Source organism: Pantoea sp. CFSAN033090, from assembly GCF_001264395.1.
Lineage (GTDB): Bacteria > Pseudomonadota > Gammaproteobacteria > Enterobacterales > Enterobacteriaceae > Pantoea > Pantoea agglomerans.
In genome coordinates, this window is sequence record NZ_LGYX01000016.1 from 21,762 (window position 1) to 45,418 (window position 23,657).

The window sequence follows — 23,657 nt, forward strand, 5'->3', positions numbered from 1 at the left end:
GGAGGGGGCAGCACAGGCTGCCGCCTGCTCAGGGCGAAAAGGAGGAACGATGCAGGACTTTTTACAGCAAACGCTCTCCGGCGAGGTGCCGCGTAAGCGTAGTGGTGAAACGGCGCATCTTCGCTGGCAATGGTTGTATCACGGCATACTGTTGATGGAGCCGACGGTGCCGGTTAAACAGGCGCTGGTGCTCTCTGCCGGGATCCACGGCAATGAAACAGCCCCGGTAGAAATGGTGAACCAGCTGGTTAATCCGCTGCTGCGGGGCGAAAAGCCATTACAGCAGCGCATGCTGGTGATTCTGGGTAATCCCTCAGCGCTACGCGCCGGTAAGCGCTATGTGCGTTATGACATTAACCGGCTGTTTGGCGGACGCTGGCAGCAGATTGATGATGGTGATGAGGCCCGCCGCGTGCTGCGGCTGGAGCAGGCGCTGGAGACCTTCTGGCAGCTGGGCGAGTGCGATGAGACGCGCTGGCATCTCGACATGCACACGGCTATTCGTGGCTCTTATCATCCTCAGTTTGGCGTGATGCCGCACAATGAACGCCCCTGGCCGCCCGCGTTTCTTGACTGGCTGGCCGCTGCCGGGCTGGAAGCGCTGGTGTTCCATCGCTCGCCGGGCGGCACCTTTACCCACTTCAGCTGCGAGCACTTCGGTGCGGCCAGTTGTACCCTGGAGCTGGGCAAAGCGCTGCCGTTTGGCGAAAACGATCTCAGTCAGTTCAGTGCGGCACAGCAGGCGCTGGCGTCTTTACTCTATGGCGAAGCGCTGCCTGCGGCGACGGTTAAACCCCGTCACTATCGGGTCGCGCAGCAGATCACCCGACTGAGTGAGCACTTTACGCTGCATATGTCGCCGGAAACGCTGAACTTTACCGCGTTTCCACAGGGGACGTTGCTGGCGGAAGATGGTAGCACCCGCTATTACGTGCAGCAGGCGCGGGAATATGTGCTGTTCCCTAACCCCAACGTGGCCGCCGGGCTGCGTGCCGGACTGATGCTGATTGAAGAGAGCGAACAGACTCAGGCGCTGCCGGTCTGATAGCGGTTGTTAACAGCGCAGACCCTCGGCGCTAAAAAACCGACAGGAAAAGTGGAAGATCGGCTTCCGCTTTCCTGTCGTAACCCTTACACTCCTCCATGATTTCTGCCAAATTCGCTTTAAATTCATAAACATTTTCTATTCCTCACGCCTTTCTTCTTATTCTCTTCATGATTGCCCGATTTTTATCTTTTATGCTTTCACGGCTTTACTCAGGCTCTGAGTAGTTGACGTTCAGCGTCGTATGCTTGTTTCCGAAGACGCGACAGAGTGCTGTCGTCATTATCATGAATTATAAGGACACTATTATGCGCAAACTGACTTCCCTTTTACTGGCTTCTTCGCTGGCGTTTGGTGCAGCCAGCGCCGTCCATGCAGCCGCTGACAACCTGACTCCACCGCCAGCAGGCAGCGAAAAAGCGATGCACAAGCCGCCAATGCGCCACGGCATGGAGATGATGTTTAAAGGTCTGAACCTGACCGACGCGCAGAAAACTCAGATGCGCGACATCATGAAAGAGAGCCACAAAGATATGAAACGCCCGTCACTGGACGAGCGTCGTGCGGCCCACAGCATTATTGCCTCTGACAGCTTCGACCAGAGCAAAGCAGAAGCACAGGCAGAGAAGATGTCCGCCAATGCCAAAGAGCATGCGCTGAAGATGCTGGAAACCCAGAACAAGCTCTATAACGTGCTGACGCCGGAGCAGAAGAAACAGTACAACGCTAACTTTGAAAAGCGTCTGACTGAGAAAGGCCCGCACGAGGGCAAAATGGCACCGCCAGCAGAACCGGCTGAATAACACTCGTTAAGCGAACGGTCTGAGACCGCCGGCGCTGTCCACTGAAGGTGAGTGGGCAGCGTCGGCGGTTTTTTTATAGCGGCAGAATAGGGTAGGCACCTGACAGAATCGGGCGGCAGAGGATTTTGTAGCCGTCATGATCAAAACCGCCTTTGGGCCGCTGCAGTTTTCTGGCCTCATCCATGCTGCTGACCGAACCGAGATAGAACCAGTGGTCGATAACGTGGATCTGCGTCATCTCTTTGCCTTCCTCCACCAGCCCCACGGCACCCTGCCATGGCCAGCAGAACACCCGCACGTTTTCCAGCGCCTCCAGCAGTCGATCCTGATGATCGCTGACCGGCTCTTTTCCACAGCAGGCCCCGGCGCAACGGCGCAGTGCCGAGCGGAAGCAGCCTCGCCCCGCACTCAGCGCTTCCAGACCCAGCAGGCCATGACAGAGCTGATACTCATCCGCGAGCTGCTTGAGCCGTTCCAGCGCGGCGAAGCGACTGCGATAGAGCCCAAACAGGTTGGGGGACTGGCTGAAATCGAGGTCTTTTGCATAGACCACATTCGGTTTGCCGTCGGTAATCTGCAATGAACAGAGCTGCCGGTTTTTGCGCAGTCGCTTATTGAACAGCGGCTGCTGGGTTTTGATCATCTGCGCTTCCAGCAGCAGCGCGCCGAGGTCGCCCGCGGTAGGGATCCAGCTTACACGCCGCGACTGGCGCAGCATTTTCGCCTCATCCGGGGTGCGGAAATGGGACATCACCCGCGAACGCAGATTCACACTTTTACCGATATAGAGCGGCAGCGACTCACTTTCGCCATGAAAGGTATAGACGCCAGGATGATTTGGCAGGCCTTCCAGCCATTCACGCAGGTGTTCGGGATATTGATAAATTGCATTCGCGTCGGGTTCGGGGCGAAGTATGGCAGAACGTCTGACCAAGATGGACTCCATTTACTGGTTGTCCATACAGCATAACAGGCAGGTGAAATGATCGCCAGCCGTCTGGTTACAGAGACCGTGTTGCCCGCCAGCAGATTAGCGAGCCGAGCGTGATCATCGCCACGCCCTGCCAGAAGGCCAGCGGCGGCGTCAGGCCCAGCCACAGCGATCCCAGCAGGGCCGACAGCACCGGCGTAAAATAGGAGGCGGTGGCCAGCAGCGTCAGATTGCCCTGCTGAATTCCGTGATTCCAGGCGGAATAGGCGATGGCGGTGGACAGCCCGACAAACAGCACCTCCAGCAGCGGCACCAGCGTAAAGGTCATCGGTGCAGTGTGATCGCTGAAGGCATATTTCAGCCACAGCGCCAGGGCGGTCAGGATAAAAAACAGCGTGACGCCATTGGAACCACGGGCAAAGCGGCGGGTGAGATTATTGTAGAGCGCCCAGGTCAGGGCGGCGATAAAGGCCAGTGCATAGGCGACCGGGTTGCGCAGCATATTCTGCCACAACAGCGCCGGCGATCCGTTGCCGCTGCCTTTCATTACCCAGACGATCCCCAGCAGCGACAGCAGCAGTCCTGGCCACAGCCAGACACGGAAACGCTGCTGATTAAACGGGATCGCCAGCACGATGGTCAGACAGGGCCAGAGATAGTTAATCATCCCCAGTTCCAGCGACTGGCTGCGATCGCTGGCCAGCCCGATGGCCAGCGCCAGACAGATTTCATAGCCGACAAAGAGTACGCCCCCCAGCCACAGGTAGATGGCTGGCATCGCGCCGGGTCTGGGCAGGCCCCGGGTCAGGCAAAGGAGACACGCCGTGGTGGTGTAGATCAGCGCCGCACCACCGGTGGCGCCAAAGGCTTCACTGACGCTGCGCAGCAGGCCAACGGTCGTACTCCAGAGCAGAATGGCGACAAGCCCGATGAGGGTCGCGCGCGAAACGGTGGCAGGCATGCAGCGATCAACAAAGTCAGTGAGAGAAGCCTCCCTTGCCGCGGCAAGGGAGGGGCAGGATTACTTCCAGAAGTCGTCGAATACCGTGATCGGCGGACGACGTTTGTGCTCGGTTTTCTGATACCAGCCTTCGATGATACGGGCGCTGTCAGGATTGATGCTTTTGCCTTCCAGGTAGTCATCAATCATCTCATAGGTGACGCCCAGCGCCACTTCATCCTGCAGGCCTGGACGATCATCTTCCAGATCGGCAGTCGGTTTTTTCAGATAGAGATGCTCCGGGCAGCCAAGGTGTTTCAGCAACTGCTTGCCCTGACGCTTGTTCAGGCGGAACAGGGGATTGATGTCCGTGCCGCCATCGCCATACTTGGTGAAGAAACCGGTCACGGCTTCAGCCGCGTGATCGGTGCCGACCACTACGCCTTTGGTCATGCCGGCGATGCTGTATTGCGCTTTCATCCGCTCACGGGCTTTTTCATTGCCGCGGACAAAATCGGAAAGCGTAATACCCGCCTCTTTCAGCGCGCGCTCACTGGCCAGCACCGACTCTTTGATGTTTACCACCAGCGAACGGTCGGGTTTGATAAAGGCCAGCGCGTCCTGACAATCCTGCTCATCCGCCTGCACACCATAGGGCAGACGCACGGCAATAAAGGTGTAGTCGTTATCACCGCTCTCCTGACGCAGTTCGGTGATCGCCCGCTGCGCCAGCGCGCCCGCCAGGGTTGAATCCTGACCGCCGCTGATCCCCAGCACCAGCGTTTTCAGGCCGCTGTGACGTTTCAGGTAGGCTTTGAGAAAATCGATGCTGACGCGTACTTCCTGGTCGGCGTCGATAATGGGCTTCACACCCAGGGCTTCAATAATTTCCTGCTGCAGTGACATGAACTTCTCCTCAGGTCAGTGGCCTGTCGGCTCGATGCGAACGTTTTATTAAAGCTAACGTGCCTTAGCGAAAACAACAAGCCAAAGCGGTAACTGATTGCCGTGAAACGTTGCGAAATCAGTGAGTTTTTACCTGCGGCAGCGGTTTTTTCGCCAGCACGGTAAACATCAGAATCGCCGTCATAAAGCAGCCAAAAATGGTGGCGCACATGCTCAGCACCGAGGTGCCGCCGATGCCGGTAATCGGCACGGTAATCGCACCCAGCGTGAACATCGTGACGCCAATCACCGCGGAGGCGCTGCCAGCGCGATGGCCCTGACTCTGCATCGCCAGGGACGAGGCGGTGGTAGCGATAACGCCGTTGCTGGCAATGGTAAAGAACAGTGCCACCAGCAGCAGCGCTAAGGGAGCATGCAGCAGCGCGGCCAGCAGCAGCAGGCTGGAGGCGACAAAGGCCAGCGTCAGTCCGCCTTTCAGCACCCGATATTCGCCCCACAATGGACAGAGGCGGGCGCTGGTCTGTGAAGCAATCACCAGGCCAAACCCGTTGGCCGCAAAGCAGAAGCTAAAGGCCTGGGGCGAAAGACCATAGAGTTGCTGCAGCACGAACGGCGAGGCACCGATGTAGGCGAACATGCCGGACATCATAAATCCCTGGGTCAGGCAGAAGCCCATGAAGGGGCGATGGGTAATCACCTGACCCAATGCCGCGTAGGCGGAGAATATTGATCCTTTACTGCGGCGTGCCTCAGGCAGGGTTTCATGCAGCTTCCAGCGCGCCAGCAGGATCAGCAGAATGGCAATGCCGCCCAGCACCATGAAGATGCCGCGCCAGTTTAAAATCGTCATCAGCACGCCGCCTAATACCGGTGCGCCGATCGGTGCCAGACCGTTGACCAGCATCAGCAGAGCGAAGAATCGCGTCAGCTCATGGCCACTGTACATATCGCGTGCAATCGCCCGTGACAGCACCGCGCCGCCCGCACCTGCTAACCCTTCGAACAGCCGCGCCAGCAGCAGCTGGTTAATATCCTGCGCCAGCGCACAGCCCATCGAGGCGATAAACAGCAACACCAGTGACAGGGTCAGCGGGCGCAGGCGGCCGAACTTATCGCTCATCGGACCAAAGAGCAGCTGGCCAAAGCCGAGACCTAACAGGCCAGCGGTCAGACTCAGCTGCGCGGTAGCGGTTTCAGTGTGCAGGTCCTGGGCCATTTGTGGCAGTGCAGGGAGATAGAGGTCGATGCAGAGCGGGCCCAGTGCGGCCAGCAGGCCCAGCGTAATGGCATAAACCAGGCGATTGGAGTGTACAGGGGTCATTTATCCTCGGGATTGTCAGCGATGGGGTAAACAGAAAGCGGGTAAGGCTGCGAAAAACAGCGTCCGGTAACGCGACATTCACGCCGATCTGCGTCTGCGCGGATGACGGTGCGGTCTCTGAAAACGGGGCGCTATCGGGTGCCTGTTTTGCCGGGCAGTATACGTCTGCGTTGACAGCAAAACAGCCTTCTTTACGAAATTCTGACATTTGACAGGCCACTAATTGTTCGTCATAAACTTGATAAATCAGCATTTATGTTCCAGGCTTGTTTCCACATGGACAATAAATGAGGAACAACAAGATGAATAAAGTGATGGGATGTATCGCTGCGGCGCTGACGCTGGCTGCACTGTCTGGTTGTACGACTTACGATCGTGCGGAAAGCTACGTGACTAAGCCAGTGGTAAAGGATGTTAAAAAGGGTATGACCCGTGATCAGGTTCGTCAGATCGCCGGTACGCCTTCTACTGAAATCACCATGGTTCACGCGCGCGGCACCTGCCAGACTTATGTACTGGGTCAGCGCGACGGTAAAGCTCAGACTTACTTCGTGAGCTATAACGACACTGGCCGTGTCATGAACTACGGCTTCCAGAGCTGTGCGGAATATGACACCGATCCGCAGGTTCAGCAGTAACTCATAGCACCCCTGAATAGCAAACGGCCCGTCATTATGACGGGCCGTTTTTCGTTGTGGCGCTGACTACAAACCTGCCGGGCGCGGCACCTCAACATAATCGCCATCTATTTGTCGCTGGTAGAAGTGGCCAGCCTGCACATAGAAGCGTTTGCCGTTAAAGTCGAGTACCCGCATTTCACTGCTGACCCGCGACTCTGCAGGCGGCTCTGTCACCACATACTCATCGCCGTGACGCTGATAATAATTGCCGTTGAGCAGATAATAGGTCAGTCCGCCTATCAGCACCGCGGTTGCGGCTTCAGGCAAAAAGCGCACCGGCCCGGGCCCGCCCCAGTGTGGCCCGTGGCCGCCATGTCGACCCCATCCACCCGGCGGGCCCCAGTCGCCAGGATGAGCGAAAGCCAGAGCGGGTGTCAAAAGCGTCAGCGTCAGAAGCGAGGCGATTATCTTTTTCATCAGGTGTTCTCCTCATAAGACTGGATGCAGAATTCGCTTTTTACCCGGCAAAGACAAGCACTAAAGCGGCGATTTTTCGCCTGTTTACCATGCTTAACGCTTTCTTAACGGCGTTGCCATTAATGGGGGAGATTATGGAGAAGAAGGGCGGGAATAACCTGGCGCGGGCGCGCCAGGTTCAAAGCAGATTAGCGGTGCGCCAGTTCGGCGTTGTCGTCGCTTTCCAGGACGCGCTTATCGGTCATACCTAACCAGCGACTGGTGAGAGAACCGGCGGTCATGGAACCGTTGACGTTCAGGGCTGTACGACCCATATCGATCAGCGGCTCAATGGAGATCAGCAGCGCCACCAGGGTGACCGGCAGGCCCATCGCAGGCAGGACAATCAGTGCCGCGAAGGTTGCACCACCGCCGACACCGGCAACGCCTGCTGAGCTCAGCGTTACGATCCCGACCAGTGTCGCAATCCACAGTGGGTCAAACGGGTTGATCCCGACGGTTGGCGCAACCATCACTGCCAGCATAGTTGGATAGAGACCGGCACAGCCGTTCTGGCCGATAGTGGCACCAAAAGAGGCCGCGAAGCTGGCAATCGACTCAGGCACGCCAAGACGACGGGTCTGGGTTTCCACGCTCAGCGGAATGCTGGCTGCGCTGGAGCGGCTGGTAAAGGCGAAGGTAATAACCGGCCACACTTTACGGAAGAAGCGCATCGGGTTGATACCATTTACCGACAGCAGCAGGGCGTGGACACCAAACATGATGGCCAGACCGAGGTAAGAGGCGACCACAAAGCTGCCCAGCTTGATGATGTCCTGCAGGTTAGAACCGGCAACCACTTTGGTCATCAGCGCCAGCACACCATAAGGCGTCAGCTTCATCACTAAACGCACCAGCTTCATGACCCAGGACTGCAGCGTATCGATCGCGACCAGCACGCGCTGACCTTTAACTTCATCATCTTTCAGCAACTGCAGTGCAGCCACACCCAGGAAGGCGGCGAAGATAACGACACTGATAATCGAGGTCGGACTGGCTCCGGTCAAATCGGCAAACGGGTTTTTCGGGATAAAGGAGAGCACCAGTTGCGGCACGGTCAGGTCAGCCACTTTGCCGACATAGTTGCTCTGAATCGCACTGAGACGCGCAGTCTCCTGCACGCCCTGAACCAGACCTTCAGCGCTCAGGCCAAACAGGCCGGTCACGAAGACGCCGACCAGCGCCGAGATCGCGGTGGTAAACAGCAGTACGCCAATCGTCAGTACGCTGATTTTTCCCAGCGACGAGGCGTTATGCAGACGGGCAACCGCACTCAGAATGGAAACGAACACCAGCGGCATTACGACCATCTGCAGCAACTGGACATAGCCATTACCGACGATGTTAAACCAGCTGATAGACTCTTTGACCACTGCGCTGTTTTCGCCGTAGATCAACTGCAAAACCAGGCCGAACAGTACGCCGATTACCAGACCGGTCAGCACTTTTTTCGACAGGCTCCAGTTCTGACGGCTGAAGCGAGAGAGCAATACCAGCAGCACCACAAAGGCTACGATATTAAGCGTAAGAGGAAGGTCCATACTGAAACTCCAGAGTAATGCGGCCTTTCGCTCTGGAAAGGCCGCATAATGTTAATCACGAATTAAGACAGCAGGAATGGTAACAGCAGGCGAAGAGGGTGCCTTATATCCAAATGGCATGGCTTATAACTTAAAGGCGTTTTGTGCTGATTTATTGCGCAGTATGACTGGAAATCAACCGTCCGACGCCATTTTGTAGCGTATCGAACAGCTGTGACGGCCAGCCGTTTGCACCAAAAGATGGCATGCCCACCGGAAACCAGAGCGCATATCCCACCAGTCCCAGGCACAACGCCCGTTCAAGCTGGTTGCCTTTCTGACTGCGCAGAATCGGCAACCGGAAGCGCCAGCGGCAGGGCCACAGCAGCGGAACCCCGGCAGGCGTCAGCATATCGGCCACAATATGGCTAAGGTAGCCCAGCGTCAGACCCTGCAGGACATCAGGCGGTATCGGCGACGACTGGGGCAGGTTTATCTGAAAAAGCCATAAACCGGCGGCTATCGCCAGCAAACTGTGGGTAAAGCCGCGATGGCCGAACGCGCGCGCAATAGGATGAGAGAGCCAGCGCAGTCGCTGTCCCAGCAGAGATTTAGGGTGATCGATATCGGGCAACAGACATGTCAGCAGCGCTGAGGGAACAAGATGCCACCAGTCGGCCTGCGCCAGCACCGGTGTCAGCTCAGCACGCTTCGCAAAGATAGCGCTGGCAATGGCAAAAATGATGTGGCCTTCGCCCGTCATGATAGAACCTGGTTGCAAAGAAAACTGTCGATGCATCCAGTATAGGGATTTATCCAGTAAATGAGAACATGTGACGCTGTAACGAAGCATGAATATTATTAACAAGGCGGACAGCGATGAAACACTGTCCGCCAGTAAGATTAACGCGCCAGCCAGCCGCCATCCACCGCCAGGGTGTAGCCATTCACGTAGTCAGACGCGGAAGAGGCCAGGAAGACTACCGGGCCCATCATGTCATCCGGCACGCCCCAGCGGCCTGCCGGAATACGTCCCAGAATCTCTTCACTGCGCGACTCATCATTACGAAGCTGTTCCGTATTGTTGGTGGCCATGTAACCGGGAGCGATGGCATTGACGTTAATGCCATGTTTTGCCCACTCGTTCGCCATCAGACGGGTCAGCCCCATCACGGCACTTTTCGACGCTGTATAAGAGGGCACCCGGATACCGCCCTGGAAGGAGAGCATGGAGGCGATATTGATTATCTTGCCGCCATTACCCTGCGCGATAAACTGACGGGCAACCTGCTGCGACAGGAAAAACAGGCTCTTGCTGTTAAGGTTCATCACGTCATCCCAGTCCTGCTCGCTGAAATTCAGTGCGTCCTCACGGCGGATAATGCCGGCATTGTTGACCAGAATGTCAATTTTACCGGCAGCGGCCAGCGCCTGTTCAACCACTGAGGCCACCACGCTGGTCTGCATCAGATCGGCCTGCACCGGCCAGAACCGGCGACCCAGCGCCTCCACTTTACTTTGGGTATCATCCGGGCCATCACGGTTAACGCCGACGATATCACAACCCGCCTGGGCCAGACCCAGCGCCATACCTTGCCCTAAACCGGTGTTACAGCCGGTCACCAGCGCGACTTTACCTTCCAGGTTAAACGTACTCAGTACCATGGTATTTCTCCTCTGCTCAGCGCAGTTCACTGATTTTGACGTGGTCCATGTCATCAAAGACCTGATTCTCACCCACCATGCCCCAGATAAAGGTGTAACGCTGGGTGCCGACACCGGCGTGAATTGACCAGCTGGGTGAGATCACCGCCTGCTCGTTGTGTACCAGCAGATGGCGGGTTTGCTGCGGTTGCCCCATCATGTGGAAGACGGCGCACTCTTCGCTCATATCGAAGTAGAAATAGACTTCCATGCGGCGTTCGTGGGTGTGGCAGGGCATGGTGTTCCACAGGCTGCCTTCATCCAGTTTGGTTAAGCCCATGGTGAGCTGGCAGGTGGGCAACACATCCGGCACGATAAATTTGTTAATGGTGCGGCGATTGGAGGTCGCGGCATCACCCAGCGTCGCGGTGGCCGCTTCCTGCAGCGTGATCTTCTTGTCCGGGAAGGTGCTGTGTGCTGGCGCACTGTTGTAATAGAATTTGGCCGGCTGTGCCGGGTTCAGGCTGCGGAACTGCAGGTTGCGCGCACCTTTGCCGATGTAAAGTGCCTCTTCGTGACCGATTTCCCACGCTTTACCGTCAACTTCTACCAGACCCGGGCCGCCAATATTGATCATACCCAGCTCGCGGCGTTCAAGAAAATAAGCGACGCCCAGCTGTTTTCCCATTTCATCACCGATAGTGACCGGATTATTCACCGGCATGACGCCGCCAATAATGATGCGGTCGATATGGCTGTAGGTCAGGGTGTAATCATCGGCAGTAAATATCTTCTCAATCAGGAACTCGCGGCGCAGTGCTTCAGTGTCGAGTTGCTTAGCGTGATCGCTGTGAATGCTTTGACGAACGTCCATCTCAGGCCTCTCTGCAGGTCAGGTTATTCATGCCCCAAACGGGGACGCTTTTGGCATCTTAGGCAGAGCGGGATGGGAATTCAATAAAAATGAAACGTTGTTTTATTTTTTGCGGGTCAGATCAAGTGACAGGTGCAACAGGCAATAAAAAGCCCGCCATAAGCGGGCTGTTATTATCCCTGCAGATGCTGCAGGCTAAGCTGGGTCAGATTGTCCAGCCGGACATCCGCCAGCGTCCAGCGGGGATCGTCACGGTGTTCAGCGGCGGGCACCACAATCGATCGCATACGCGCTGCTTTGGTGGCGATCATGCCGTTAAACGAATCTTCAAGCGTGACGCAGTTGAGCGGATCGATCGCAAGGCTGGCGGCGGCGTTGAGATAGACCTGCGGATGGGGCTTGCTGTAGGGCAGCGCTTCTGCTGAAGCCAGCACATCGAAATAAGGGCGCAGATTGAAGATCTCCAGCACCTGTTCCAGCATCTTTAGCGGTGATGCGGAGGCAAGGCCGATTTTCAGCCCCTGTTCCCGGCACAGTTGCAGCGCCGTTTCCACGCCCGGCAGCAGTGGCCGCGTCTGATCCACCAGCGTCATGGCGCGCGTAATAATCCGCTCAGTGACCTCCTGCTGAGAGGGGCCATGCCAGGGCAGCGTTTCGTACCACATCCGTACAGTCTGATCGATGCGCAGACCCAGGGTATCGGGCATTTCACTGCGACGTGACAGGTCAACATCCAGCGTTGAAAAGATATCCAGCTCAGCCTGATCCCACAGAGGCTCAGAATCGATCAGTAAGCCATCCATATCAAACAGGGCGGCAAGGACAGGGCGGTGATAAGGCATCAGGGGGTCTCCTTTTAAAGTCAGCATTACCTTAACATCATTCTTTACTGGCGCACGCTCTGCCTGACAGGCCACGCTTTATTTGGGAAATTTCACCGTTGGCAGGTAAACTGACGGCAAATTGGATTCCGGGTTCAGGAGATATTATGACCTATCAACAGGCTGGCCGTATCGCCATCCTCAAGCGAGTGGCAGGCTGGGTGCTCTTTTTAGTGGCGCTGCTGTCGACCATTATTTCTGTATTGAGCTTTATGTTTAAGCACAGCGAAAAGCAGCCAGGCATTGATGCCGTCATGCTCGATTTCGTCCACGTCATCGTCGACATGCTGCGCTTTAACACGCCATTCCTGAATGTCTTCTGGCATAACTCGCCGGTACCGGAATTTAATGGTCAGATGAACCTGGGTTTCTGGCTGATCTACATTCTGATTTTTGTCGGGCTGGCGCTGGAGTCGTCAGGCGCGCGGATGGGACGTCAGGCGCGTCATGTCAAAGAAGGCATTGAGGATCAGATGATTCTGGAGCAGGCAAAAGGCAGTGAAGGGCGTAGCCGTCAGCAACTGGAAGAGAAGGTGCGCGTACCTCGCCACACCATCTTCCTGCAGATCTTCCCGCTCTATGTCCTGCCGGTGGTGATTGCGATAGCCGGTTATTTTGCGCTGTCGCTGCTGGGCTTTATCTGACCGCGATCTTTGTCAGGCCGGTCTGGCCTGACTGGCGCCCAGCGCATCCTCATCCAGCAACTGGCCAATGGCGAACTGTGCATCGCCTGGCCAGTGCCCGCCAAAGACGTTAGCCCGGTTGAGCAGATAGTAGAGCTGGTAGACCGGCAGACGCTGCGAAAAACCATCCGGTAGCGGCCACACCGCCTGATAACCGTCGTAAATCTGGCGAGGCAGGTCAGGGTACCAGCTCAGCATGGCTAAATCGCACTCACGGTCGCCCCAGTAGCAGGCAGGGTCGAACAGCCAGGGGCCACTCTCACTGCTGGCGCAGTTAGCCGGCCAGAGATCGCCATGCAGCAGCGACGGCTGCGGATGATGTGACGCGAGCACCCGCTGCACGCAGGCAACGATCAGCTCTGTATCCCCGTACTGAATTCCCTTTTCTGCCGCCAGCTGCAGCTGCCAGCCAATGCGCTGTTCAGCAAAAAAAACCGACCAGCGTCGCAGCCAGCTATTGGGTTGGGGCGTCGTGGTGATGTTATTGTCGAAATCGAGGCCGAACTGCGTCTGCTCGCTCCACTGATGCAGATGCGCCAGTTGCTGACCGAGCTGATATGCACTCTGCTCATCAAGCGGCTGTGGCCTGATATATTCCAGCAGCAGAAAGCTCTCCTCGCGATGATGACCCACACCATAGACTTTAGGCACCCGAACCGTGCCGGTGCGCGCCAGCAAATCCAGCTGGTCTGCTTCCCAGGTAAAGAGCGACAGCATATCGCGGCTGTTACTTTTGACGAAGACGTCGTGATCACCGTAGCGGATCTGCCAGGTGGGATGGATATCACCCCCCGCGAGGGCGTGACGTTGAGTGATTTCGGCGTTGCCTAACTGCTCGCTTAACAGACGACTAATGGCTGACCACATTGGGCTATCCTCGTTATTCGCTGCGTAAGTTCGATTGTATTGCGTAAATATTCACCAAAAACCGCGCAATTGCACCCTTTATTCTGGCGCTGAGGTGGCAGGGCGATGATCGGCAGCATCGCGCAGATACTCTTCGAAGGTCGTGACGGTCACCTCGGGTTCCTGACCCAGCGCGCTTTCACCGGCCGCAGTGACCTGCTGCCGCAGATCCTCAGCCTCCAGCGTGCTGACGATGCCATAGCTGTTCGTACCGAGTTCATGCGGATGGCCGTCGTCATCTGTCATCGTGGTCGTGAAACCTGCGGCGGTCATTGCGCTGGTCAGCTCCAGGATGTCACTTAAGCCCGACTCCTGATAGTGAAAGGTCACGATATAGCGGGTTAAGGTGTTGCTCATGAGGCACCTCCGGGGAAGGGAAACTGAACTGAGCGTAGACCATGGTGAAAAATCAGGCGAATTATGAAGGAGATGCTGCGTGTGTGACGTGATGCGTAGCGTAAATTCGTGTCAGGAGCCAGCAGCATAACGTAAAAATCTTCTGCCGTTGCGTCTGGCTTTTCGTTTGGGCAGCACTATAATGCGCGACGTTAATAAGATGAGTCCCAATTAACAGGGGTTGTCAGGGCGATTCCAGGCATTTTGTGTAAGTTAATAATTTTTTACAAAACTTACCGTAAATTGCATTGAATGCCCGGCAAAACGCTTCAGACTCTCCGTTTTTTAAACAGTCGCACGGATCACATTTAATGAAAGCCTATAACAAGCTGTCTGCTGTTCTTTTGCTCTCCGCCGGAGCTTTTTGTCACCAGGCAATGGCCGATAACGCCGTATTTACGTCAATGGATGACCCTTCAACAGCTAAAAAGCCGTTTGAAGGTTCTGCTGCTGCGGGATATCTGGCGCAAACCGGTAACACCACCAGTTCATCAATGACGGCTCAGACCAATATGACCTGGTATCAGTCATCTATGGCTTACAGCTTGTGGGGTAACGCAGCCAACACCTCGTCAAACGATGAGCGCTCTTCTGAAACTTACAACATCGGTGGTCGTTCACGTTACAACCTCAACTCGTATGACTACCTGTTTGGACAGGCGAGCTGGTTAAGCGATCGTTTCAATGGTTACGATTCACGCGACGTGCTGACAGCCGGTTACGGTCGTCAGATTCTGAATGGACCGGTGCACTCGCTGCGTGCGGAATTGGGTCCGGGTGTACGTTATGACGATTATCACGCGGGTGGTCATCAGACCAAAGCGCTGGGCTATGGCGCAGTCAGCTATCAGTGGCAGCTGACCGACACCACTAAATTTATTCAGGGCGTGTCAGTGCTGAGCAGCTTCGGAGAAGACACCACGGTGAACTCCGAAACCGGCCTGCAGGTGGCGATCAACAGCCACTTCGCGCTGAAGCTGGCTTACAACGTCAGCTGGAACAACAATCCGGCGGAATCTGCGCCTGATCGCACCGATACCAAAACCTCAATCATGCTCTCTTACGCTATGTAAGCGCATTTTTGCAGCAGCATTCACAGCGGCCTGACAGTGTGTCAGGCCGCTTTTTTTTGATTTCTCCAGGGCTTAGCGAAAAAGGCATGGGTTTTTCTCGCCGGGGAAAACTGCTATCATCGGCCCCGCACTGAAATCCTGGCGACATTCCGACAATGTGGGTCTGATATCACGCCGGGTCACTAATTTTACATTACGTTGCATGTAGGCTTTCGTGTGGCTTACCACTGCAAATAAGGATATGAAATGCCTGTAATTACGCTTCCTGATGGCAGCCAGCGCGTGTTTGACCGCCCTGTCAGTGTGATGGATATTGCGCTGGACATCGGTCCTGGTCTGGCGAAAGCCTGTATCGCTGGCCGTGTTAACGGTGAACTGGTTGATGCTGTTGATCCCATCACTGAAGATGCCGCCGTAGCGATCATTACCGCTAAAGATGAAGCGGGTCTGGAAATCATCCGTCACTCCTGTGCGCACCTGTTAGGGCATGCGATTAAACAGCTGTGGCCGGATACCAAAATGGCGATTGGCCCGGTCATTGATAACGGCTTCTATTATGATGTCGACATCGATCGTACCCTGACCCAGGAAGATATCGACCTGCTGGAAAAACGCATGCATCAGTTGGCTGAAACCAACTACGATGTGGTGAAGAAGAAGGTCAGCTGGCAGGAAGCTCGCGACGTCTTTGCGGCGCGCGGCGAAATTTACAAGACCACCATTCTTGATGAAAACATCAGCCATGACGATAAGCCTGGCCTGTATCATCACGAAGAATATGTCGACATGTGCCGCGGTCCGCACGTGCCGAACATGCGGTTCTGCCATCATTTTAAACTGCAGAAGATCTCCGGTGCCTACTGGCGCGGCGACAGCAACAACAAAATGCTGCAGCGTATTTATGGCACCGCATGGGCAGACAAAAAGCAGCTGGCAGCCTATCTGCAGCGTCTGGAAGAGGCGGCGAAGCGTGACCATCGTAAGATTGGTAAGCAGCTGGATCTCTACCACATGCAGGAAGAAGCACCAGGCATGGTCTTCTGGCATAATGACGGCTGGACCATCTTCCGCGAGCTGGAAGTGTTTGTCCGCAGCAAGTTAAAAGAGTACCAGTACCAGGAAGTTAAAGGTCCATTCATGATGGATCGCGTCCTGTGGGAAAAAACCGGGCACTGGGAAAACTATAAAGAAGCAATGTTCACCACCTCATCTGAGAACCGTGAATATTGCATCAAACCGATGAACTGTCCTGGGCATGTTCAGATCTTTAATCAGGGTCTGAAATCCTACCGTGACCTGCCGCTGCGTATGGCAGAGTTCGGCAGCTGTCACCGTAATGAACCCTCAGGCGCACTGCACGGCCTGATGCGTGTTCGTGGCTTTACCCAGGATGATGCACACGTCTTCTGTACTGAAGAGCAGGTGCGTGACGAAGTGAACAGCTGTATCCGCATGGTTTATGACATGTACAGCACCTTCGGTTTTGAAAAGATTGTGGTGAAGTTATCCACCCGTCCTGAGAAGCGCATCGGTACGGATGAGATGTGGGATCGTGCCGAGGAAGATCTGGCTGCGGCGCTGAACGAAAACAATATTGAGTTTGAGTTCCAGCCAGGCGAAGGCGCGTTCTACGGTCCTAAAATTGAGTTTACTTTGTACGATTGTCTTGATCGCGCCTGGCAGTGCGGAACAGTTCAGCTAGACTTCTCCCTGCCAAAACGCCTTGAAGCAACCTACGTGGGTGAAAACAATGATCGTCAGACGCCAGTGATGATTCACCGTGCGATTCTGGGGTCAATGGAGCGTTTCATCGGTATTCTGACCGAAGAATTCGCCGGTTTCTTCCCAACCTGGCTGGCACCGCTGCAAGTCGTGGTAATGAATATTACCGACGGACAAGCAGAATATGTTGAGTCTTTGACGCGTAAGCTGCAGAATGCTGGCATTCGTGTGAAGGCAGACTTGAGAAATGAGAAGATAGGCTTTAAAATCCGCGAGCACACATTACGTCGCGTCCCTTATATGTTGGTCTGCGGTGATAAAGAGGTGGAATCTGGCAAAGTTGCCGTTCGCACCCGCCGTGGTAAAGACCTTGGGTCGATGGATGTCGATGTGTTTGTTGAGAAACTTCAACAAGAGATTCGCAGCCGAAATCTTCAACAATTGGAGGAATAAAGTATTAAAGGCGGAAAACGAGTACTACCGACGCGTCCGAACAAAATCAACAGTGAAATCCGCGCAACTGAAGTGCGCTTAACAGGCATGGATGGCGAGCCGATTGGCATTGTCACATTACGCGAAGCTTTGGAAAAAGCCGAGGAAGCGGGCGGCGACTTAGTCGAAATCAGCCCGAATGCCGAACCGCCGGTCTGCCGCATCATGGATTACGGCAAGTTCCTCTATGAAAAAAGCAAATCTTCTAAGGAACAGAAGAAGAAGCAAAAAGTTATTCAGGTTAAGGAAATCAAATTCCGTCCTGGAACCGATGATGGCGACTATCAGGTCAAACTACGCAACCTGATTCGCTTTCTGGAAGAAGGCGATAAAGCCAAAATCACGCTGCGTTTCCGCGGTCGTGAGATGGCGCACCAGCAGATCGGTATGGAAGTGCTTAACCGCGTCCGTAAAGACCTGTGTGAAGATCTGGATTTGGCCATTGTCGAATCCTTCCCTTCGAAGATCGAAGGCCGCCAGATGATCATGGTGCTCGCTCCTAAGAAGAAACAGTAGGCTTTCAAGTAACACTAACCGCGCAGCGTTCGCGCTGTGCGGTTAACTGTTCGCCTGTCTGGGTCATGTTATTAACAATGCGAAGTGGATATTTTTAAAATGCCAAAGATTAAAACTGTACGTGGTGCGGCTAAGCGCTTCCGCAAGACCGCTTCTGGCGGCTTCAAGCGTAAACACGCAAACCTGCGTCATATTCTGACCAAAAAATCTACTAAGCGTAAACGTCACCTGCGCCCTAAAGGCATGGTGTCAAAAGGCGATCTGGGTCTGGTAATTGCCTGCCTGCCGTACGCATAAGTAATTTTTTCATTAAATCAGAATATTAAACAGGAGAGCTAAATGGCTCGTGTAAAACGTGGTGTAGTTGCTCGCGCACGTCACAAAAAAATCTTAAAACAAGCTAAAGGCTATTACGGTGCACGTTCACGTGTTTACCGCGTTGCCTTCCAGGCTGTTATCAAAGCTGGTCAGTATGCTTACCGTGACCGTCGTCAACGTAAGCGTCAGTTCCGTCAGCTGTGGATCGCGCGTATCAACGCAGCGGCTCGTCAGAACGGCATGTCTTACAGCCGTTTCATCAATGGTCTGAAAAAAGCAGCCATTGAGATTGACCGTAAGATCCTGGCCGACATCGCGGTATTCGATAAAGTGGCCTTCTCTGCACTGGTCGAAAAAGCGAAATCAGCCCTGGCGTAAGTCAGATTGAAAAGGGAGCTTGCTCCCTTTTTTATTGCCTGTAACTTACGCAAAAGATTGACATTTCCGGCGCTGAGCATTTCAATAGACCCCCTGTATCGCATGACAAGGTAACCGCAAGCATGAACGCTGCTATTTTCCGTTTCTTTTTTTACTTTAGCGCCTGACATCCAGGGGCTTTTGCGCATAAGAAAAGAAACGAAAAATCGCGCTAAAAGCCTCCCTCGTGGAGGCTTTTTTGTTTCTGGCGCTAGCATATTGGACCGGCAGGTCCCAACGAGAACTGACCAGCCTGACTGGAAAAAGAGGAAACTATGTCCCAACTCGCAGAACTGGTGGCCAGCGCCACGGCGGCCATCGACGGGGCGACGGATATCGCCGCCCTTGACGCGGTGCGCGTCGAATACCTGGGTAAGAAAGGACATCTGACACTGCAGATGACTACGTTACGCGAGCTGCCAGCCGAAGAGCGCCCGGCAGCGGGTGCGGTAATCAATGAAGCGAAGCAGCAGGTCACCGAGCGTCTGAATGCGCGCAAAGATGCCCTGGAAGCTGCGGTGCTGAATGCCCGTCTGGCTGAAGAGACTATTGATGTCTCTCTGCCAGGTCGTCGCATTGAGAATGGCGGCCTGCATCCGGTGACCCGCACCATGGATCGCATTGAGACCTTCTTTGGTGAGTTAGGCTTTGGCGTCGTAACCGGGCCAGAAATTGAAGATGATTATCATAACTTCGATGCGCTGAATATTCCTGCCCATCACCCGGCCCGTGCTGATCACGACACCTTCTGGTTTGACGCCACGCGCCTGCTGCGTACCCAGACGTCCGGCGTGCAGATCCGTACCATGAAGGCTCAGCAGCCGCCGATTCGCATTATTGCGCCGGGCCGCGTCTACCGTAACGATTACGATCAGACCCATACCCCGATGTTCCATCAGATGGAAGGGCTGATTGTGGATAAAAATATCAGCTTTACCAACCTGAAAGGCACGCTGCACGATTTCCTGAACAACTTCTTCGAAGAAGATCTGCAGATTCGTTTCCGTCCTTCCTATTTCCCGTTTACTGAGCCATCAGCAGAAGTAGACGTCATGGGTAAAAACGGCAAGTGGCTGGAAGTGCTGGGTTGCGGCATGGTTCACCCTAACGTGCTGCGTAATGTCGGCATCGATCCGGAAGTCTACTCCGGTTTCGCCTTTGGTATGGGCATGGAGCGTCTGACCATGTTGCGCTACGGCGTGACCGATCTGCGTGCCTTCTTTGAAAATGATTTACGTTTCCTCAAACAATTTAAGTAAGGGCAGGATATCCAATGAAATTCAGTGAACTCTGGTTACGCGAATGGGTAAATCCAGCCCTGGACAGCGCTGCGCTGTCTGAACAAATCACTATGGCCGGTCTGGAAGTTGACGGCGTTGATCCGGTTGCCGGTGCGTTCCACGGCGTCGTGGTCGGGGAAGTGGTGGAGTGCGGCCAGCACCCGAATGCAGACAAGCTGCGTGTGACCAAAATCAATGTGGGCGGCGATCGCCTGCTGGATATCGTCTGTGGCGCGCCGAACTGCCGTCAGGGACTGAAAGTCGCGGTCGCCACCGTCGGTGCCGTGCTGCCAGGCGATTTCAAAATCAAAGCGGCTAAACTGCGTGGCGAGCCGTCTGAAGGCATGCTCTGCTCTTTCTCCGAGCTGGGGATTTCCGACGACCACAACGGCATCATCGAACTGCCAGCCGATGCGCCGATTGGCACTGACATCCGCACCTACCTGCAGCTTGATGACAACACCATCGAAATCAGCGTCACGCCTAACCGCGCTGACTGTCTGGGTCTGATCGGTATCGCCCGTGATGTCGCCGTCCTCAACGGTTTGCCACTGAACGTGCCGGAGATGCAGCCGGTCGCTGCGACGCTGAACGACACTTTCCCGATTCAGGTTGACGCGACAGAAGCCTGTCCACGCTATCTGGGCCGTGTAGTAAAAGGGATTAACGTAAAGGCGTCAACGCCATTGTGGATGAAAGAGAAGCTGCGTCGTTGTGGTATTCGTTCTATCGATCCGGTGGTGGATATCACTAACTACGTTCTGCTGGAGCTGGGTCAGCCGATGCACGCCTTCGATCTCGACCGCATCGACGGTGGTATCGTGGTGCGTATGGCGAAAGAGGGCGAAAAGCTGACGCTGCTGGATGGCACTGAAGCCAGCCTGCAGAGTGATACCTTAGTGATCGCCGATCATCAGAAAGCGCTGGCGATGGCTGGTATCTTTGGTGGCGAACATTCGGGCGTGAACGGCGAAACGCAGAATATCCTGTTCGAGTGCGCTTACTTTGATCCGCTCTCTATTACCGGCCGCGCCCGTCGTCATGGTCTGCATACCGACGCGTCACATCGCTACGAGCGTGGTGTTGACCCGGCGCTGCAACACACCGCACTGGAGCGTGCTACCCAGCTGCTGCTGTCAATCTGCGGCGGTGAAGCGGGCCCGATCATCGATCAGACTCATCAGGCAGCCCTGCCTGTGCCAGCGACGATCACGCTGCGTCGTGAAAAGCTGGACCGTCTGATTGGCCACGTGATCGCAGATGTGCAGGTGACTGACATTCTGACGCGCCTCGGCTGTGAAGTGACCGTGGGTGAAGGGCAGTGGCAGGCCGTCGCCCCGAGCTGGCGCTTCGATATGGCGATTGAAGAAGATCTGGTTGAAGAAGTGGCCCGTATTTACGGCTACAACAACATTCCGGATGTGCCGGTACAGGCGGGTCTGGTGATGACTCAGCATCGCGAAGCGAATCTGTCGCTGAAGCGCGCGAAAAACCTGCTGGTGGACAAGGGCTATCAGGAAGCGATTACCTATAGTTTCGTCGATCCGAAAATTCAGCAGCTGCTGCACCCGGGTGAAGAGGCGCTGTTGCTGCCGAGCCCAATCTCCAGCGATATGTCGACCATGCGTCTCTCACTCTGGACCGGCCTGCTCAGCGCGGTAGTCTACAACCAGAACCGTCAGCAGAGCCGCGTGCGCCTGTTTGAGAGCGGCTTACGCTTTGTGCCGGATACCCAGGCAGATTTAGGCATCCGTCAGGATCTTATGCTGGCTGGCGTCATCAGCGGTAACCGCGTTGAAGAGCACTGGGATCTGGCGCGCCAGACAGTTGACTTCTATGATTTGAAAGGCGATTTAGAATCGCTGCTCGATTTAACCGGCAAACTGGATGACATCAGCTTCCGTGCTGAAGCGAATCCGGCGTTGCATCCAGGACAGAGCGCGGCGATTTATTTGCATGATGAACATATCGGATTTATCGGCGTGGTTCATCCTGAGCTGGAACGTAAGCTTGATCTCAATGGCCGCACCTTAGTCTTTGAACTGCTTTGGAATAAGGTCGCAGACCGCGTCCTGCCTGACGCGCGCGAGATTTCTCGCTTCCCGGCGAACCGTCGTGATATTGCCGTTGTGGTGGCTGAAAACGTCCCCGCAGCAGATATCATCGCGGAGTGTAAGAAAGTTGGCGTAAATCAGGTAGTTGGCGTAAACTTGTTTGACGTGTACCGCGGTAAGGGCGTTTCTGAGGGCTACAAGAGCCTCGCAATCAGCCTGATTTTGCAGGATACCAGCCGGACACTCGAAGAAGAGGAGATTGCCGCGACCGTTGGCAAATGCGTTGCGGCATTAAAAGAGCGATTCCAGGCAACCTTGAGGGATTGAACCTATGGCGCTTACAAAAGCTGAGATGTCAGAGTACCTGTTTGAGAAACTCGGGCTGAGCAAACGCGATGCCAAAGAGTTAGTAGAGCTGTTTTTCGAAGAGGTACGTCGCGCTTTGGAGAATGGAGAACAGGTAAAACTGTCTGGGTTTGGTAATTTTGACCTGCGTGACAAAAACCAGCGTCCTGGCAGAAACCCGAAAACGGGTGAAGATATTCCGATTACTGCGCGTCGCGTAGTAACGTTCCGCCCAGGACAGAAGCTGAAAAGCCGCGTAGAGAACGCTACACCCAAAGAGACTGACTGAATTTCAGCGTTTCAAAAAGGCCGCGCAAGCGGCCTTTTTTCATGGTTTCAGTACGCAGAAATCCCGCTTCCCGCGCCCGTTAATCTCCCTGACGGCAAAGAGCAAACCGCCTCATCTGCCTTTCTTTTTTCTGCAATCCCTCTACAATCAAATCTCTGTTTTCTCAGCTAATCCCGCTTATGTCTCTGCTCGACCAGCTCGCGCGCCAGGCCGACCAGCGCGGCCAGAAATGGCTTATTGTGTTAGCACTTATGCTCTCTGCACTGCTCTGTCTCAGCCTGTGTGCCGGTGACAGCTGGATCGCGCCCTCAGACTGGTTCACGGAAAGCGGCAGGCTCTTTGTCTGGCAGTTGCGGCTGCCCCGCAGTCTGGCGGTGGTGCTGGTTGGAGCGTCGCTGGCGGTATGCGGTGTCGTGATGCAGGCGCTGTTTACAAATCCGCTGGCGGAGCCCGGCCTGCTCGGCGTCTCGAACGGTGCCGGTATTGGCCTGGTGCTCGGCGTGCTGCTGGGCAGCGGTTCGCTGTGGAGCCTTGGGCTGGCGGCGATGGCCGGTGCACTGATAATTACGCTCATCCTGCTGCATTTTGCCCATCGTCAGCTCTCGGTCACCCGGCTATTGCTTACCGGCGTAGCGCTGGGGATTATCTGTAGTGCCATCATGACCTGGGCGGTCTACTTCAGTACCAGCCTCGATCTGCGCCAGTTGATGTACTGGATGATGGGGGGATTCAGCGGGATTGACTGGCGCTATGGCTGGATGATGCTGGCGCTGCTGCCGGTGATGCTGGCCCTGGGAGCGACCGGGCAGATTCTTAATCTGCTGGCGCTGGGCGAGACATCCGCCCGCCAGCTCGGACTGTCTCTCTTCTACTGGCGTAACCTGCTGGTGCTGGCCATGGGCTGGCTGGTCGGCATCAGCGTCGCGATGGCCGGTGCTATTGGCTTTATCGGACTGGTGATCCCGCATCTGCTGCGTATGAGCGGCATCAGCGATCACCGTTATCTGCTGCCGGCATCGGCGCTGGCTGGCGCAGGTGTCTTACTGGCAGCCGATATTGTGGCACGTCTGGCGCTGACGTCGGCAGAATTACCAATAGGCGTCGTGACGGCGACACTGGGCGCGCCGCTGTTTATTATTTTACTGGTGAAATCTTCACGCTAGCT

The 23,657-nt window shown here is 55.2% G+C and carries 26 protein-coding genes and 1 other annotated feature; of the genes, 14 read left to right on the forward strand and 12 right to left on the reverse strand.

Features of this window, described 5'->3' with window-relative positions; genetic code table 11:
* The first annotated feature begins 49 nt into the window (after positions 1-49).
* The gene (astE, locus tag AFL22_RS14985) at positions 50-1,045 is read left to right on the forward strand and encodes a succinylglutamate desuccinylase (protein ID WP_052271694.1); all 996 of its coding nucleotides are present in this window, start codon (positions 50-52) and stop codon (positions 1,043-1,045) included.
* Positions 1,046-1,353: 308 nt separating this feature from the next.
* Positions 1,354-1,848 (forward strand): ATP-independent periplasmic protein-refolding chaperone Spy, encoded by a 495-nt coding sequence (spy, locus tag AFL22_RS14990; RefSeq protein WP_010245731.1) that lies wholly within the window; start codon positions 1,354-1,356, stop codon positions 1,846-1,848.
* A 73-nt stretch (positions 1,849-1,921) separates the two neighbouring features.
* Here the strand turns inward: spy and cho are convergent, their stop codons facing one another.
* The 4 genes from cho to AFL22_RS15010 all read right to left on the reverse strand — a co-directional run bounded on the left by cho (position 1,922) and on the right by AFL22_RS15010 (position 5,946).
* The gene (cho, locus tag AFL22_RS14995; protein ID WP_010245728.1) at positions 1,922-2,782 is read right to left on the reverse strand and encodes an excinuclease Cho; all 861 of its coding nucleotides are present in this window, start codon (positions 2,780-2,782) and stop codon (positions 1,922-1,924) included.
* A 67-nt stretch (positions 2,783-2,849) separates the two neighbouring features.
* Positions 2,850-3,740, reverse strand: a complete 891-nt coding sequence (yddG, locus tag AFL22_RS15000; RefSeq protein ID WP_052271695.1) for an aromatic amino acid DMT transporter YddG — start codon at positions 3,738-3,740, stop codon at positions 2,850-2,852.
* 60 nt (positions 3,741-3,800) lie between these two features.
* Positions 3,801-4,625 carry an ammonia-dependent NAD(+) synthetase gene (gene nadE / locus AFL22_RS15005; protein WP_052271696.1) on the reverse strand — a complete coding sequence of 275 codons (825 nt, stop codon included), beginning with the start codon at positions 4,623-4,625 and terminating at the stop codon, positions 3,801-3,803.
* Positions 4,626-4,743: 118 nt separating this feature from the next.
* Positions 4,744-5,946 (reverse strand): multidrug effflux MFS transporter, encoded by a 1,203-nt coding sequence (locus tag AFL22_RS15010; protein ID WP_033757466.1) that lies wholly within the window; start codon positions 5,944-5,946, stop codon positions 4,744-4,746.
* A gap of 302 nt (positions 5,947-6,248) precedes the next feature.
* Here AFL22_RS15010 and osmE point away from each other — a divergent pair, with 302 nt between their 5' ends.
* On the forward strand, positions 6,249-6,584 hold the full coding sequence (gene osmE, locus AFL22_RS15015; protein WP_010245718.1) for an osmotically-inducible lipoprotein OsmE: 336 nt from the start codon (positions 6,249-6,251) through the stop codon (positions 6,582-6,584).
* Between the two features lie 66 nt (positions 6,585-6,650).
* On the opposite strand, the gene AFL22_RS15020 is transcribed toward osmE, so the two are convergent.
* The 6 genes from AFL22_RS15020 to hxpB all read right to left on the reverse strand — a co-directional run bounded on the left by AFL22_RS15020 (position 6,651) and on the right by hxpB (position 11,962).
* Entirely contained in the window at positions 6,651-7,043 is a 393-nt protein-coding gene (locus AFL22_RS15020) for a DUF6515 family protein (RefSeq protein ID WP_052271697.1), read from the reverse strand.
* A gap of 188 nt (positions 7,044-7,231) precedes the next feature.
* The gene (locus tag AFL22_RS15025) at positions 7,232-8,623 is read right to left on the reverse strand and encodes an L-cystine transporter (protein WP_010245712.1); all 1,392 of its coding nucleotides are present in this window, start codon (positions 8,621-8,623) and stop codon (positions 7,232-7,234) included.
* Positions 8,624-8,774: 151 nt separating this feature from the next.
* Entirely contained in the window at positions 8,775-9,365 is a 591-nt protein-coding gene (locus AFL22_RS15030) for a metal-dependent hydrolase (protein ID WP_010245708.1), read from the reverse strand.
* A 140-nt stretch (positions 9,366-9,505) separates the two neighbouring features.
* A complete protein-coding gene (kduD, locus tag AFL22_RS15035; RefSeq protein WP_010245706.1) occupies positions 9,506-10,267 on the reverse strand; it encodes a 2-dehydro-3-deoxy-D-gluconate 5-dehydrogenase KduD in 762 nt (253 codons plus the stop codon).
* Between the two features lie 16 nt (positions 10,268-10,283).
* Positions 10,284-11,120: a 5-dehydro-4-deoxy-D-glucuronate isomerase gene (kduI, locus tag AFL22_RS15040; protein WP_010670022.1), complete on the reverse strand. Its 837-nt coding sequence runs from the start codon at positions 11,118-11,120 to the stop codon at positions 10,284-10,286.
* A gap of 173 nt (positions 11,121-11,293) precedes the next feature.
* On the reverse strand, positions 11,294-11,962 hold the full coding sequence (hxpB, locus tag AFL22_RS15045) for a hexitol phosphatase HxpB (protein ID WP_010670023.1): 669 nt from the start codon (positions 11,960-11,962) through the stop codon (positions 11,294-11,296).
* Between the two features lie 146 nt (positions 11,963-12,108).
* On the opposite strand from hxpB, the gene AFL22_RS15050 reads away from it, so the two are divergent.
* Positions 12,109-12,645: a YniB family protein gene (locus tag AFL22_RS15050; protein WP_010245694.1), complete on the forward strand. Its 537-nt coding sequence runs from the start codon at positions 12,109-12,111 to the stop codon at positions 12,643-12,645.
* Between the two features lie 12 nt (positions 12,646-12,657).
* Here AFL22_RS15050 and AFL22_RS15055 read toward each other — a convergent pair whose 3' ends face one another.
* The gene (locus tag AFL22_RS15055; protein WP_033757473.1) at positions 12,658-13,551 is read right to left on the reverse strand and encodes a fructosamine kinase family protein; all 894 of its coding nucleotides are present in this window, start codon (positions 13,549-13,551) and stop codon (positions 12,658-12,660) included.
* Positions 13,552-13,629: 78 nt separating this feature from the next.
* Positions 13,630-13,947, reverse strand: coding sequence for a type V toxin-antitoxin system endoribonuclease antitoxin GhoS (gene ghoS, locus AFL22_RS15060; protein ID WP_010245691.1), 318 nt, complete (start codon positions 13,945-13,947; stop codon positions 13,630-13,632).
* A gap of 350 nt (positions 13,948-14,297) precedes the next feature.
* On the opposite strand from ghoS, the gene AFL22_RS15065 reads away from it, so the two are divergent.
* From AFL22_RS15065 to btuC, 10 genes are all read left to right on the forward strand, one after another.
* Positions 14,298-15,059: a DUF481 domain-containing protein gene (locus AFL22_RS15065; RefSeq protein WP_010245689.1), complete on the forward strand. Its 762-nt coding sequence runs from the start codon at positions 14,298-14,300 to the stop codon at positions 15,057-15,059.
* A 246-nt stretch (positions 15,060-15,305) separates the two neighbouring features.
* Positions 15,306-17,234, forward strand: a complete 1,929-nt coding sequence (gene thrS / locus AFL22_RS15070; protein ID WP_010245687.1) for a threonine--tRNA ligase — start codon at positions 15,306-15,308, stop codon at positions 17,232-17,234.
* A gap of 3 nt (positions 17,235-17,237) precedes the next feature.
* Entirely contained in the window at positions 17,238-17,789 is a 552-nt protein-coding gene (gene infC / locus AFL22_RS15075; protein WP_029519030.1) for a translation initiation factor IF-3, read from the forward strand.
* 99 nt (positions 17,790-17,888) lie between these two features.
* Complete coding sequence (rpmI, locus tag AFL22_RS15080) at positions 17,889-18,086, forward strand: 50S ribosomal protein L35 (RefSeq protein ID WP_010245683.1); 198 nt, start codon at positions 17,889-17,891, stop codon at positions 18,084-18,086.
* 42 nt (positions 18,087-18,128) lie between these two features.
* Positions 18,129-18,485 carry a 50S ribosomal protein L20 gene (rplT, locus tag AFL22_RS15085; protein WP_003853267.1) on the forward strand — a complete coding sequence of 119 codons (357 nt, stop codon included), beginning with the start codon at positions 18,129-18,131 and terminating at the stop codon, positions 18,483-18,485.
* Between the two features lie 117 nt (positions 18,486-18,602).
* Positions 18,603-18,728, forward strand: a sequence feature (Phe leader region).
* On the forward strand, positions 18,608-18,652 hold the full coding sequence (pheM, locus tag AFL22_RS24055; protein WP_106120997.1) for a pheST operon leader peptide PheM: 45 nt from the start codon (positions 18,608-18,610) through the stop codon (positions 18,650-18,652). (Overlaps the previous feature by 45 nt.)
* 71 nt (positions 18,729-18,799) lie before the next feature.
* A complete protein-coding gene (pheS, locus tag AFL22_RS15090) occupies positions 18,800-19,783 on the forward strand; it encodes a phenylalanine--tRNA ligase subunit alpha (RefSeq protein ID WP_010245680.1) in 984 nt (327 codons plus the stop codon).
* A gap of 14 nt (positions 19,784-19,797) precedes the next feature.
* Positions 19,798-22,185 carry a phenylalanine--tRNA ligase subunit beta gene (gene pheT, locus AFL22_RS15095; protein ID WP_052271698.1) on the forward strand — a complete coding sequence of 796 codons (2,388 nt, stop codon included), beginning with the start codon at positions 19,798-19,800 and terminating at the stop codon, positions 22,183-22,185.
* A 4-nt stretch (positions 22,186-22,189) separates the two neighbouring features.
* The gene (gene ihfA / locus AFL22_RS15100) at positions 22,190-22,492 is read left to right on the forward strand and encodes an integration host factor subunit alpha (RefSeq protein ID WP_003853259.1); all 303 of its coding nucleotides are present in this window, start codon (positions 22,190-22,192) and stop codon (positions 22,490-22,492) included.
* 179 nt (positions 22,493-22,671) lie between these two features.
* The gene (btuC, locus tag AFL22_RS15105; protein WP_033771623.1) at positions 22,672-23,655 is read left to right on the forward strand and encodes a vitamin B12 ABC transporter permease BtuC; all 984 of its coding nucleotides are present in this window, start codon (positions 22,672-22,674) and stop codon (positions 23,653-23,655) included.
* The last annotated feature ends 2 nt before the right edge of the window (positions 23,656-23,657 follow it).